This is a genomic window from Bacillus sp. FSL L8-0358, assembly GCF_038593095.1.
GTDB lineage: Bacteria > Bacillota > Bacilli > Bacillales > Bacillaceae > Bacillus > Bacillus subtilis.
In genome coordinates, this window is sequence record NZ_CP151962.1 from 1,564,885 (window position 1) to 1,577,412 (window position 12,528).

Consider the following 12,528-nt stretch of genomic DNA (forward strand, 5'->3'; position numbering starts at 1 on the left):
CTTTTTCTATACATTTAAAAAGTGTTGTTCATCTTCGTCATATCGAATCGGTGCATGTCCGTATTCCTGCAGGTCAAACTCAGTTCTCAGCGGCTCTTCTATCGGCAGGCTGTAAATCCTGCTTGCTTTTACGTCCAGATCGAGAGCTGGATGGGAGAAAGAGGACAGTTTGCTGACAAGCGGAACAGACAGTGCTTTTTTCTTTTCGGATAAATAAGCCTGTCCTTTTTTCGTCATGCCGAGAAGCCTGATATACGGCACCTTATCGTCGTCAAGCAGCTTTTGCATATCCTGTTTTTTTGTTCTGGTTAAAATGTGTGTATTCATCCGCTGGAGCCTTGTCCACGTATAGCGTTTTGTTTTCAGCAGCTCCATAAATTCCTGATAGGAGCTGGATTTTCTGATCGAACGAAGAATTCTGTGCTCTAAACCTTCCTCCACCTCGTATACTTGTTGTAATTCCTGTGCTGTTACAGTTGAAAGGCTGTATTTTAAGTAAGAAAAGTAGCTCTCAGGTGTATGCCACAATCCGAAAGATTTGCGGTAAGCTGCTAATTCACTTGCAGATGCAGCAGGGAGAAAACGAAAGCAAGCTTCGAGATTCTGGCCAGTCATCGCTTTTCTAATGCTTGTGGCGCTTGCGATATGGTTTTCGCCTTCAGGGAGATCGGCATCATGATAGTTCGAAGAGATGCGTGCCGTAGTATAAGGTTTCATAGGATATCCCCCGGTTAGAATCGAGGTCACATACTGGCATCCCAAAATGTTATTTGGTTTTGACAAGTCAAGTGCACTTTCAGTATGCAAAATGGAGCTGAAGGCGCTAGCCGCCGCTACTGGGTAACTGGCCCCCTTTTTAAGTTCTTCTTTAATTCGGTCATTTAATATATGTTTATGCTCATCAATAAGCTGTGCTGTTTCTAAAAAAGGCTTGATATCCCCATTTTCACTCCCGAAAAACAGCGCCTCACATTCAAGTTCGTTCAGGATGGAAACACTGCCGCGTGCAAAAATGTCTGCTTTTTGCACGGCATAAAGATAAGGCAGCTCAATGACAAGATCAACTCCGCTTTGCAGCGCCATTTTTGTTCGGGCCCATTTTGATACAACAGCGGGTTCCCCGCGCTGTAAAAAATGCCCGCTCATGACCGCGACAGCTGTGTCACATCCGGTTTGCCGCTTTGCTGTTTGGGCATGATAAAGGTGACCGTTATGAAAGGGATTATATTCAACCACCAATCCGACAGCTTTCATATTTTTTCCGCCTTTCTTGCTATGTTTAAAAACGTATGGTACATTTGCAAATGAAAACTCTTACGCCTTATTTTTGTTTTAAGTGTATGCATAGCATATTCCGCTGTCAACGATACTTCAATGGCAGCATTATGCTGTAAAGAAAAAATATTGACAAAAACAATCTTAAAAGCTATAATCATGTTTGTTGCTTTCCTGAGGTGATACAAATGAAATGGACGATTTATCAGCTGCATCAAATGCCAAAACAAAGTTTTGAGTTTGATGAAACAGTTGAGTTAAATGAGCTGACAAAGCTGAATTCTGACATTCGCCGCATTTCTCCCGTCCGGGTGAAGGGCAGAGCGGATATCAAATCCAAACAGGTTTCGTTTGATTTTACAATTTCAGGCGAAATGATTTTGCCATGCTCAAGAACACTCGTTGATGTCCCGTATCCATTTGAAATTTCAACAAAAGAACTGTTTATATTTCATCACACGGATGATATAGAAGATGATGACGTTCATATTGTTGAGGACGATACTATCGACTTAACTCCGATCGTGAAAGAAGAAATTCTTTTAGAAATCCCTATGCAAATCTTTTGTGAATCTGAACAAGAAAAAGGAGCTGCTCCTCAAGAAGGAAAGGATTGGCAAGTCATTTCGGAAGAAGACAAGAAGAATCAAGTTGATCCGAGACTTGCAGCCCTTGAAAAGCTCTTAAAACAAGATGATGAATCTTAACTCTTTAAGGAGGTGGGAATAATGGCTGTACCTTTTAGAAGAACTTCTAAAATGAAGAAAAGATTGCGCCGTACACATTTCAAACTTAATGTACCTGGTATGACAGAATGTCCGTCATGCGGAGAGATGAAGTTGTCTCACCGTGTATGCAAAGCATGCGGATCATACAACGGCAAAGACATAAATGTAAAAAGTAACTAATAAGAAAAGCGCGGGGTGAAAGCCCTGCGCTTTTTCTTTTTCTCTTCCTGTCAGCTTGCGGAAAATTTGTGAGTGCAAATAGTCTATCTAATCTATTACCGGCATATGTATGAGATAAATAAGCTGACATGGAGGGAGATTGAATTTGACCATTACAAGACAAGATGCTTGGACTCAGGATGAGGATTTGCTGCTGGCAGAAGTGGTGCTTCGTCATATTCGAGAGGGAGGAACACAGCTTTCAGCCTTTGAGGAGGTTGGAAGGGCGCTGACCAGAACCGCGGCAGCCTGTGGTTTCAGGTGGAACTCGTATGTGAGAAAACAATACCAGTCAGGTATAGAGCTTGCAAAAAAGCAAAGGAAAGAACTGAGAAAGCAAATCGGCGTTCATTCGGTCAATATGCCGAATTCCATGAAGCAGACTGCCTCGGCATCGTCAGAAGGAAAACGAGATTTGTCCATTCAGGATGTCATTCAATTTCTCGAACAATTCAAAGAAGCACCGTCTGCACAAGAATTTCAGCTTGAAAGGGAAAAATTGAAGGAGCAAATCCAATCGCTGCAAAAAGAGCTTGAGGATTTGCGGAGTGAAAATCAGACATTGCGGAATCAGCTAGAGATGACAGAAGAGGATTACAAGGCACTGATCGATATCATGGATCGGGCCAGAAAAATGGTTGTTTCGAAGGAAGACGGAAGAATGAAAAAAGCGGCTCAAGAAACGTAAAGAAACGCCTGAAATGAACCGGCCCTATAGTAAGAATAGGCCGGTTGTTTTGATTTCTATGCAGACTCTCCCGGTGTCATTTCATGGTCCATATCAGGATGCCAGATGAGCGGGTTTTCCCCTTTGTCCCGCGCCATATCATACTTAACAGTTTTAAAGTTCATTTTGTTCCAAAATTCCGCTGATTTCATTCTCGGATTTGTCCGGATCGGCATTTTGAATGATTTTGCAAATTCAACCAAGGCTCTCCCGTACCCCCTGCTCTGGTAGCCCGGAAGAACCTCAAGCTTCCACAGCTCCAAATAATCCTGGCGGTTGTCAAAATAGGGATTCGATTTGCCGTTAACTTGATACAGACTCATTCGTGCTACAAGTTTATCGCCAAAATAAATCCCGTAAAAAGGCGAGGTGCTGTCATTTTCAATAATATTATCCTGAAGTTCTTCAAGCATTGAAAGCTCCTGAATGCCGTATTCTTTGAATTTCTTGAATTCTTCCAGCGTTTTATAGTTGATAAGCAGACGTTCTACCTTTGTCAAACAAATCTCCCCCTTTGTTGTTTCTACATATATTGTAAACGCTTTATTAAAAAAATCCAAATATTTAAACTTTAATTTTAAGCACATGGGATCTTTGAGAAGTAATTTCTTCTTACTTCTGCTATGATAATACGTAAATGCTAAATTGGGTGTGACATCATGAAAATTGGAATTATCGGCGGGGGATCCGTCGGTCTTTTATGCGCCTATTATTTGTCACTTTATCACAACGTGACTGTTGTGACGAGGCGGCAAGAACAGGCTGCGGCCATTCAGTCTGAAGGAATCCGGCTTTATAAAGGCGGAGAGGAATTCAGGGCTGATTGCAGTGCGGACACGAGTATCAATTCGGACTTTGACCTGCTTGTCGTGACAGTGAAGCAGCATCAGCTTCAATCTGTTTTTTCGTCGCTTGAACGAATCGGGAAGACGAATATATTATTTTTGCAAAACGGCATGGGGCATATCCACGACCTAAAAGACTGGCACGTTGGCCATTCCATTTATGTTGGAATCGTTGAGCACGGAGCTGTAAGAAAATCGGATACAGCTGTTGATCATACAGGCCTAGGTGCGATAAAATGGAGCGCGTTCGATGATGCTGAACCAGACCGGCTGAACATCATGTTTCAGCATAACCATTCGGATTTTCCGATTTATTATGAGACGGATTGGTACCGTCTGCTGACGGGCAAGCTGATTGTAAATGCGTGTATTAATCCTTTAACTGCGTTATTGCAGGTGAAAAATGGAGAACTGCTGACAACGCCAGCTTATCTGGCTTTTATGAAGCTGGTATTTCAGGAGGCATGCCGCATTTTAAAACTTGAAAATGAAGAAAAGGCTTGGGAGCAGGTTCAGGCCGTTTGTGGACAAACGAAAGAGAATCGTTCATCAATGCTGGTTGACGTCATTGGAGGCCGGCAGACGGAAGCTGACGCCATTATCGGATACTTATTGAAGGAAGCAAGTCTTCAAGGTCTTGATGCAGTCCACCTAGAGTTTTTATATGGCAGCATCAAAGCATTGGAGCGAAATACAAACAAAGTCTTTTGAGCTTTTTCGGTAACATGCTATACTCATTTCGGATCACTAACTATTTATTGGAGAAAGGAAGTTCTAGAAGATGCAGCTAACTGAACTTTCCATCAAAAATCAGAATGTGTTTGTACAGCACTATATAGATGGCAAAGAAGAAATGTCTTCTTTTTTTGATTACAGTATTCATCATAAGGACATGTGGCGCGAAAGACTGGAAGACTTATCTTCCCGGTTTTTCGCAAGAGAGGAATTGGCGGCGTACTTAACCTCTTACCATAATAAATTCGGTTCAAGTGCGATGCAGTCTGCTATTGAGAAGCTGAAGGACCCGTCAAGTGCCGCTGTAGTCGGCGGACAGCAGGCAGGACTTTTAACAGGACCGCTTTACACCATACATAAAATCATTTCAATCATTGTTTTGGCAAAGCAACAAGAAAAGGAACTGCAAGTGCCTGTCATACCAATCTTCTGGGTGGCTGGAGAAGACCACGATTTGGATGAGATTAATTTTGTTCACACATCTGAAGAGAATGGGCCTGTGAAAAAAAAGCTGCCTCAGTCTTATTGGAAGAAATCATCAGCAGCGAGTACATCGCTTGATCAGGAAAAGTGTGCCGCGTGGATAGATGATGTTTTTGCCGCTTTTGAAGAAACAGACCATACGAATACACTTCTCGACAATGTGAAACGATGTTTAAGGGAATCTGTTACGTTTACTGACTTCTTTGAACTGCTGATCGCGGATTTGTTCCAAGAAGAGGGCTTAGTTTTATTAAATTCTGGAGATCCGGGGATTAAAAAGCTGGAAACGGCCATGTTCCAAAAGATTCTTCGAGAAAATGATGAACTCGCCCGCGCTGTATCAGATCAGCAGGCCTTCATGCGTCAAGCAGGCTACAAACCGATTATCGAGTCCGGAAAAGAGCAGGCGAATCTGTTTTATGAATACGAAGAAGAACGTTTTTTAATTGAAAAAGATAACGACCGATTTGTCATCAAAGAGCTTGATCTAGGATGGACGATGGATGAACTTCATACACATATGGAAGAACATCCAGAGCGTTTCAGCAACAATGTTGTAACGAGGCCGTTAATGCAGGAATTTCTCATTCCGACTTTAGCATTTATTGCAGGGCCTGGAGAAATCAATTATTGGGGCGAGCTCAAACAGGCATTTGCGGTGATGGGATTCAAAATGCCTCCTGTCATGCCGCGGCTGAACATTACGATACTTGAACGGCATATTGAGAAAAAACTGGCTGAACGGAATATCTCATTACAAGACGCAATTGAACGCGGAACGGAGAATCAAAGAGAGACATACTTTGAGCGCCAGATTCCGGAAGAGTTTACGGCGGTGATGGATCAGGCGAAAAGCCAAATTGAAGCGATACACAAAACGGTCCGGCAGGAGGCGTTAAAGGTTGATCAAAGCTTGGAACCTTTACTCCTGAAAAATGCCGCTTTTATTCAGGATCAGCTTCAATTCTTAGAGCGCACGGTGACGAAGCGAATTGAAGAAAAAGAAGGCTACGTCTTGAAGGATTATGAAAGAATTCAAAATAGCATTAAGCCGCTGCTTGCGCCGCAAGAACGGATTTGGAATATCATGTATTATTTGAACAGGTATGGTCCAAAATTCTTCACGACATTCAAGAATCTGCCATTTTCTTTTCAAAATCAACATCAAGTTGTCAAACTTTGAAATAAAGTTTTAAAGAACCCTGAATAGTTCAGGGTTTTTTTTTATGGGTAAACAGTGTAAAATGAAGTTGTGGAGCGAAGTGGTGAATAGTGGTGAGTTAAGGAGAGAAAGTGGGGCAAGAGATCATGTTTATGGGTGAATATCAGCATACCATCGATGCGAAAGGCCGCATGATCGTACCCGCTAAATTCAGAGAAGGCCTAGGTGAGCAATTTGTGCTGACTAGAGGACTTGACCAATGTCTCTTCGGCTACCCTATGCACGAATGGAAACAAATTGAAGAAAAACTAAAAGCTCTTCCTCTCACAAAGAAAGATGCCCGCGCGTTTACCCGTTTCTTCTTTTCAGGGGCGACTGAATGCGAACTGGACAAGCAAGGCAGGGTAAATATCGCATCATCTCTATTGAATTACGCCAAACTGGAAAAAGAATGTGTTGTTATCGGGGTTTCTAATCGAATTGAATTGTGGAGTAAAGTAATTTGGGAACAATACACAGAAGAGCAAGAAGATTCATTTGCTGAAATTGCTGAAAACATGATTGGGTTTGATATATAATGATTCTTCGTGTATAACACTCTAAAAACAATTTCAATTCATCCTGATAAAAGGTGGGACCAACACAATATGTTTCAACACAAGACAGTACTTCTTCGTGAAACCGTAGACGGACTCAATATTAAACCAGACGGTACATATGTAGACTGCACACTCGGCGGAGCTGGGCATAGTACATACTTATTGCAGCAGTTATCCGAGAAGGGGCGTTTAATCGCTTTTGACCAAGATGATACGGCATTACAGCATGCTAAAGAAGTGTTGTCCGATTATAAAGGACAGCTCATTCTGATTAAAAGCAATTTCAGGTATTTAAAAGAATGTTTGAATGAACAAGGCATTACAGAAGTAGACGGCATTTTATTTGATTTAGGGGTGTCCTCTCCGCAGCTGGATACACCGGAGCGCGGATTCAGTTACCATCATGACGCACCGTTGGACATGAGGATGGACCAGTCGGCTACGCTTTCGGCGAAAGAAGTCGTTAATGAGTGGCGCTATGAGGATCTCGTCCGTATTTTCTTTAAATACGGAGAAGAGAAGTTCAGTAAACAGATCGCCAGAAAAATTGAGGAGGCAAGAATGAAGTCTCCTATTCAAACTACGGGCCAACTGGTCGATCTAATAAAAGACGCGATTCCCGCTCCAGCGAGAAGGAGCGGCGGACATCCCGCTAAACGCGTGTTTCAGGCAATCAGAATTGCCGTAAACGATGAACTTAGGGTGTTTGAAGAAGCTTTGGAGCAGGCAATTGAGGTTCTGAAGCCAGGGGGCAGGGTATCAGTCATTACCTTCCACTCGCTAGAAGACAGAATTTGCAAAACCACTTTTAAAGAAAAGTCGTCGCTTCCGGAACTTCCTCCGGGGCTTCCTGTTATACCGGAAGAGTTTGAACCGGAGCTGAAGCTCATCACACGAAAACCGATTACGGCATCTCAAGAAGAGCTTGAAGAGAACAACCGGGCTCGTTCTGCCAAGCTTCGGATTGCTGAAAAAAGAAAATAACAAAACGCGAACGCAAAATTAAAAGGAGGTCATCAGCCTATGAGCAATTTAGCTTACCAACCAGAGAAACAGCAGCGGCATGCGATCAGTCCTGAGAAAAAAGTGATTGTCAAGAAAAGGGCTTCCATTACTCTCGGAGAAAAAGTGCTTCTTGTCCTCTTTGCTGCGGCGGTGCTCAGCGTATCGCTTTTGATCGTATCGAAGGCGTATGCGGCATATCAAACCAATATTGAGGTGCAAAAGCTTGAGGAGCAAATTTCATCCGAAAATAAGCAAATTGGTGACCTCGAAAAAAGCGTTGCTGATTTAAGCAAACCGCAGCGCATTATGGACATTGCGAAAAAGAACGGCTTGAATTTAAAAGATAAAAAAGTGAAAAACATACAGGAATGATTCAAATGCCAAAAAAGAATAAATTTATGAATAGAGGAGCAGCGATTCTAAGTATTTGTTTCGCTCTCTTTTTCTTTGTCATCCTGGGGAGAATGGCATATATTCAAATAACCGGAAAAGCGAATGGCGAAGTGCTTGCGACAAAAGCGACAGAGCAGCATGAAAAGAAACGGACCATCGAAGCGAGCCGCGGCTCGATTTTAGACCGAAAAGGAAAAGTCATTGCAGAGGACACAGCGACGTATAAACTGATTGCGATTCTCGATAAAAAAATGACCACTGATGTCAAGCATCCTCAGCATGTTGTAAACAAAGAAAAAACGGCGGAAGCATTGTCTAAAGTGATAAACTTGGACAAGGCCGACATCCTTGATATCTTAAATAAGGAGAATGCAAAACAAGTCGAGTTTGGCTCAGCTGGCCGGGATATTACGTATTCACAAAAGCAAAAAATTGAAAAAATGAAACTCCCGGGCATTTCATTTTTGCGGGATACAAAACGCTACTATCCAAATGGTATTTTCGCATCCAATTTAATCGGCTATGCCGAGGTTGATCAAGACACAAATGAAATTTCCGGCGCGATGGGATTAGAAAAAGTGCTGGATAAGTATTTGAAGGAGCGGGACGGCTATGTGACATATGAAAGTGACAAATCCGGCTGGGAGCTCCCGAACAGCAAAAATAAAATTACAGCGCCAAAAAATGGTGACAATGTATATTTAACCATTGACCAGAAAATTCAAACCTTTTTAGAAGACAGCATGACAAAAGTAGCGCAAAAGTATAATCCGAAAAAAATCATGGCCGCAGTTGTCGATCCGAAAACGGGCAAAGTCCTTGCTATGGGACAGCGCCCAAGCTTTGATCCGAACAAGCGCGATGTGACAAACTACTATAATGATTTGATTTCATATGCGTATGAACCCGGATCAACGATGAAGATCTTTACACTCGCTGCTGCGATGCAGGAAAACGTGTTTAATGCGAACGAACAATATAAGTCAGGGACATTTGAAGTTGGCGGAGCACCTGTTAGGGACCATAATGGAGGCGTTGGCTGGGGTCCGACAACATATCATGACGGCGTCCTTAGGTCGTCGAATGTCGCTTTTGCGAAACTGGCGAAAGAAAAGCTGGGATATGACCGCCTCAATCAATATTTGCACAAATTCAATTTTTACCAGAAAACAGGTATTGATTTACCAGGAGAAGTCTCCAGTAAAATCAACTTTAAATATGAATTTGATAAGGCGTCAACTGCATACGGCCAAGCGTCTGCGGTCACACCAATTCAGCAGCTTCAGGCTGCGACGGCAATTGCGAATGACGGTAAAATGATGAAACCTTATGTGATTGACCATATCGTTGACCCAGATAAAGATAAAACTATTTATCAAAATAAGCCGGAATCAGCCGGAACTCCGATTTCTGCAAGCACTGCGAAAAAGGTGCGGGATATATTGGGAGAAGTCGTTACATCGAAGATCGGAACAGGGCAAGCTTATAAAATCGAAGGTTTTGATGTTGCCGGGAAAACAGGTACTGCGCAAATAGCCGGTAAAGGCGGATATTTAGACGGCACAGATAACTATATCTTTTCGTTTATGGGTATGGCACCAAAAGATGATCCTGAGCTTTTAATTTATGTTGCTGTACAGCAGCCGCAGTTAAAAGCAGGACAGAGCAGTTCAGAACCAGTATCTGAAATCTTCAACCCAACAATGAAAAACAGCCTGCACTACCTGAACATTGAACCAACTGAAAAATCTGACTCAGATAAGGAAGAAACAAAAGCGCAGACAATGCCTGATTTAACAGATCAAACGGTAGCTGCTGCTCAAAAGAAAGCAAAAGAGGAGAATCTCACACCAATTGTCATCGGCAGTGAAGTCGCTGTAAAAGAACAGTATCCCAAAGCGGATGAGGAAGTTCTCACCAATCAAAAGGTCTTCCTGAAAACGGGCGGCAAAATCAAAATGCCTGATATGACAGGCTGGTCGAGAAGAGAGGTTCTTCAGTACGGCGAGCTCGCGGGAATTCATATTGAAGTAAACGGGCAAGGCTACGCTGTCAGCCAAAGTGTTAAGAAAGACAAAGAAATCAAAGACAAAACCGTAATCAAGGTTAAGTTTAAAAATCCTGATTAAAAAGAAAGCTTGCGTTATGCAGGCTTTCTTTTTTTATGCCTTCAGAGGAGCATCGTTCTACCTGTCCAATTTCAGGCATAAAATGAAACAAGCCTAAATAAGGAGTGAACGGTCTCTTGCGCGTCTCGAATGTAACGGTTAGAAAACGTTTATTATTTGTTTTGCTTTTTGGCGTGATCGTGTTTCTGATCATTGATACAAGGCTGGGGTATGTTCAGTTTGTGATGGGCGAAAAACTGACTTCGCTGGCGAAAGATTCCTGGAGCCGGAACTTGCCGTTTGAGCCGGAGAGAGGCGAGATTCTGGATCGGAATGGTGTGAAGCTCGCAACAAATAAAAGTGCGCCGACCGTATTCGTCGTGCCGCGCCAAGTTCAGAATCCGATGAAAACGAGCAAGCAGCTTGCGGCGGTGCTCAACATGTCAGAAGAAAAAGTATATAAACATGTGACTAAAAAAGCGTCAATCGAAAAGATCACTCCTGAAGGGAGAAAAATTTCAAATGAGAAGGCGAAGGAAATCAAAGCGCTTGATTTAAAAGGTGTGTATGTTGCGGAGGACAGTATCCGTCATTACCCGTTCGGCAGCTTTTTATCTCATGTGCTTGGATTTGCAGGAATTGACAACCAAGGACTCCTTGGACTGGAAGCCTATTACGACGATGATTTAAAAGGGGAAAAAGGTTCTGTTAAGTTTTATACAGATGCCAAGGGGAAGAAGATGCCTGATGAAGCGGATGACTATACGCCGCCTAAGGATGGGCTTGATATGAAGCTGACGGTTGATTCAAAGGTCCAGACGATAATGGAAAGAGAGCTTGATAACGCTGAGGCCAAATATCATCCGGACGGCATGATTGCCGTAGCCATGAATCCGAAAAACGGAGAAATCTTGGGGATGTCTAGCAGGCCTGACTTCGACCCTGCTGATTACCAATCTGTTGATCCGTCCGTCTACAATCGAAATCTGCCAGTATGGAGCACGTATGAACCGGGATCTACCTTTAAAATTATTACACTTGCAGCAGCCCTTGAAGAGCAAAAAGTAAATTTGAAACGGGATCAATTTTATGATAAAGGGCATGCGGAAGTGGACGGAGCGAGACTGCGCTGCTGGAAAAGAGGCGGGCACGGGCTGCAGACGTATCTGGAAGTTGTGCAGAACTCCTGCAACCCGGGGTTTGTTGAATTAGGCGAGCGCTTAGGAAAGGAAAAGCTTTTCAAATATATCAAAGACTTTGGTTTTGGACAAAAAACGGGGATTGATCTCCAAGGCGAGGGAACAGGCATCTTATTCCCGCTTGAGAGAGTGGGCCCTGTGGAGCAAGCAACTACGGCTTTCGGACAGGGAGTATCCGTCACACCGATTCAGCAGGTTTCAGCAGTATCCGCCGCTGTAAACGGAGGAACGCTCTACACACCTTATATTGCAAAGGAATGGATCGATCCTGTTACGAAGAAAACGGTCAAAAAACAATCACCAATCGCAAAGAAACAAGTCATTTCTGAGGAAACATCCAAACAAATCCGCTATGCTCTAGAAAGCGTCGTCGCAGAAGGAACAGGCCGCAATGCATTTGTAGAAGGATATCGTGTCGGAGGAAAAACGGGAACTGCACAAAAGGTTAAAGATGGAAAATACCTTGAGAACAACCATATTGTATCATTTATCGGTTTCGCGCCAGCTGATGATCCGAGTCTAGTCGTCTACGTTGCGGTGGATAACCCGAAAGGCACGATTCAGTTTGGCGGAACGGTTGCAGCGCCTATTGTCGGAAATATTATGAGAGACAGTCTGCCGGAACTTGGTGTGAAGCCCCGGAAAAATCAAATCGAGAAAAAATACCAATGGAACGACACAAAAACAATAGAAGTTCCGAATGTTGTAGGGATGTCTGTCTCAGATCTTGAGTCACTATTGGTGAATCTCAATGTGGATGCTTCCGGGAAAGGGAGCAAAATCGTTAAACAATCGCCAGCTGCCGGAACGAAAGTAAAAGAAGGCTCAAAGATACGCGTGTATTTGACTGAAGAAGATGAAAAGGAGGCAGCCGATTGATTCGGGCTGCCTATTCTTTTATTGCAGAAAAAATGCTGATATCTTTCAAGATTAGCTGGATGTATCCTTTTATTTACGCTAAAATATGAACTGTATGCTTAAAATCATTACCACATCATTTGATGTGACTTCAATGATAAAAAGAACGAATTAGAATGTTGAGAGGTTTGA

The 12,528-nt window shown here is 42.9% G+C and carries 13 protein-coding genes; 10 read left to right on the forward strand and 3 right to left on the reverse strand.

Going from position 1 to position 12,528, the window contains the following annotated elements; genetic code table 11:
• Positions 1–6 precede the first annotated feature (6 nt).
• Both NYE49_RS08205 and NYE49_RS08210 read right to left on the reverse strand, forming a co-directional pair.
• A complete protein-coding gene (locus tag NYE49_RS08205; RefSeq protein ID WP_047182574.1) occupies positions 7–1,254 on the reverse strand; it encodes a nucleotidyltransferase in 1,248 nt (415 codons plus the stop codon).
• The gene (locus NYE49_RS08210; protein ID WP_003232215.1) at positions 1,251–1,436 is read right to left on the reverse strand and encodes a hypothetical protein; all 186 of its coding nucleotides are present in this window, start codon (positions 1,434–1,436) and stop codon (positions 1,251–1,253) included. Before NYE49_RS08210 ends, NYE49_RS08205 begins: the two co-directional genes overlap by 4 nt.
• A 27-nt stretch (positions 1,437–1,463) precedes the next feature.
• Between NYE49_RS08210 and NYE49_RS08215 the strand changes: the two genes are divergently transcribed.
• From NYE49_RS08215 to gerR, 3 genes are all read left to right on the forward strand, one after another.
• Entirely contained in the window at positions 1,464–1,982 is a 519-nt protein-coding gene (locus NYE49_RS08215; protein ID WP_014479718.1) for a DUF177 domain-containing protein, read from the forward strand.
• A 21-nt stretch (positions 1,983–2,003) separates the two neighbouring features.
• On the forward strand, positions 2,004–2,183 hold the full coding sequence (gene rpmF / locus NYE49_RS08220; RefSeq protein ID WP_003154457.1) for a 50S ribosomal protein L32: 180 nt from the start codon (positions 2,004–2,006) through the stop codon (positions 2,181–2,183).
• Positions 2,184–2,328: 145 nt separating this feature from the next.
• Positions 2,329–2,910, forward strand: coding sequence for a sporulation specific transcriptional regulator GerR (gene gerR, locus NYE49_RS08225; RefSeq protein ID WP_015383592.1), 582 nt, complete (start codon positions 2,329–2,331; stop codon positions 2,908–2,910).
• 56 nt (positions 2,911–2,966) lie between these two features.
• On the opposite strand, the gene NYE49_RS08230 is transcribed toward gerR, so the two are convergent.
• Complete coding sequence (locus NYE49_RS08230) at positions 2,967–3,449, reverse strand: N-acetyltransferase (protein WP_047182575.1); 483 nt, start codon at positions 3,447–3,449, stop codon at positions 2,967–2,969.
• 159 nt (positions 3,450–3,608) lie between these two features.
• Between NYE49_RS08230 and NYE49_RS08235 the strand changes: the two genes are divergently transcribed.
• From NYE49_RS08235 to NYE49_RS08265, 7 genes are all read left to right on the forward strand, one after another.
• Positions 3,609–4,505 (forward strand): 2-dehydropantoate 2-reductase, encoded by an 897-nt coding sequence (locus NYE49_RS08235; RefSeq protein ID WP_047182576.1) that lies wholly within the window; start codon positions 3,609–3,611, stop codon positions 4,503–4,505.
• 70 nt (positions 4,506–4,575) lie between these two features.
• Entirely contained in the window at positions 4,576–6,195 is a 1,620-nt protein-coding gene (bshC, locus tag NYE49_RS08240; protein ID WP_047182577.1) for a bacillithiol biosynthesis cysteine-adding enzyme BshC, read from the forward strand.
• A gap of 125 nt (positions 6,196–6,320) precedes the next feature.
• Positions 6,321–6,752, forward strand: coding sequence for a division/cell wall cluster transcriptional repressor MraZ (gene mraZ, locus NYE49_RS08245; RefSeq protein WP_003221402.1), 432 nt, complete (start codon positions 6,321–6,323; stop codon positions 6,750–6,752).
• A 69-nt stretch (positions 6,753–6,821) separates the two neighbouring features.
• On the forward strand, positions 6,822–7,757 hold the full coding sequence (gene rsmH, locus NYE49_RS08250; protein ID WP_014479723.1) for a 16S rRNA (cytosine(1402)-N(4))-methyltransferase RsmH: 936 nt from the start codon (positions 6,822–6,824) through the stop codon (positions 7,755–7,757).
• 39 nt (positions 7,758–7,796) lie between these two features.
• A complete protein-coding gene (ftsL, locus tag NYE49_RS08255; protein WP_003232200.1) occupies positions 7,797–8,150 on the forward strand; it encodes a cell division protein FtsL in 354 nt (117 codons plus the stop codon).
• Positions 8,147–10,300 (forward strand): penicillin-binding protein 2B, encoded by a 2,154-nt coding sequence (gene pbpB / locus NYE49_RS08260; protein ID WP_080344193.1) that lies wholly within the window; start codon positions 8,147–8,149, stop codon positions 10,298–10,300. The genes ftsL and pbpB overlap by 4 nt, the downstream gene beginning before the upstream one ends.
• A 116-nt stretch (positions 10,301–10,416) precedes the next feature.
• Positions 10,417–12,357: a stage V sporulation protein D gene (locus NYE49_RS08265; RefSeq protein ID WP_015483201.1), complete on the forward strand. Its 1,941-nt coding sequence runs from the start codon at positions 10,417–10,419 to the stop codon at positions 12,355–12,357.
• The last annotated feature ends 171 nt before the right edge of the window (positions 12,358–12,528 follow it).

Coding starts and splice junctions, on each gene's coding strand:
- pbpB (WP_080344193.1), top strand. CDS start 8,147: ATGATTCAAATGCCAAAAAAGAATAAATTTATGAATAGAGGAGCAGCG.
- ftsL (WP_003232200.1), top strand. CDS start 7,797: ATGAGCAATTTAGCTTACCAACCAGAGAAACAGCAGCGGCATGCGATC.
- mraZ (WP_003221402.1), top strand. CDS start 6,321: ATGTTTATGGGTGAATATCAGCATACCATCGATGCGAAAGGCCGCATG.
- NYE49_RS08205 (WP_047182574.1), bottom strand. CDS start 1,254: ATGAAAGCTGTCGGATTGGTGGTTGAATATAATCCCTTTCATAACGGT.
- rpmF (WP_003154457.1), top strand. CDS start 2,004: ATGGCTGTACCTTTTAGAAGAACTTCTAAAATGAAGAAAAGATTGCGC.
- bshC (WP_047182577.1), top strand. CDS start 4,576: ATGCAGCTAACTGAACTTTCCATCAAAAATCAGAATGTGTTTGTACAG.
- NYE49_RS08215 (WP_014479718.1), top strand. CDS start 1,464: ATGAAATGGACGATTTATCAGCTGCATCAAATGCCAAAACAAAGTTTT.
- NYE49_RS08210 (WP_003232215.1), bottom strand. CDS start 1,436: ATGATTATAGCTTTTAAGATTGTTTTTGTCAATATTTTTTCTTTACAG.
- NYE49_RS08235 (WP_047182576.1), top strand. CDS start 3,609: ATGAAAATTGGAATTATCGGCGGGGGATCCGTCGGTCTTTTATGCGCC.
- rsmH (WP_014479723.1), top strand. CDS start 6,822: ATGTTTCAACACAAGACAGTACTTCTTCGTGAAACCGTAGACGGACTC.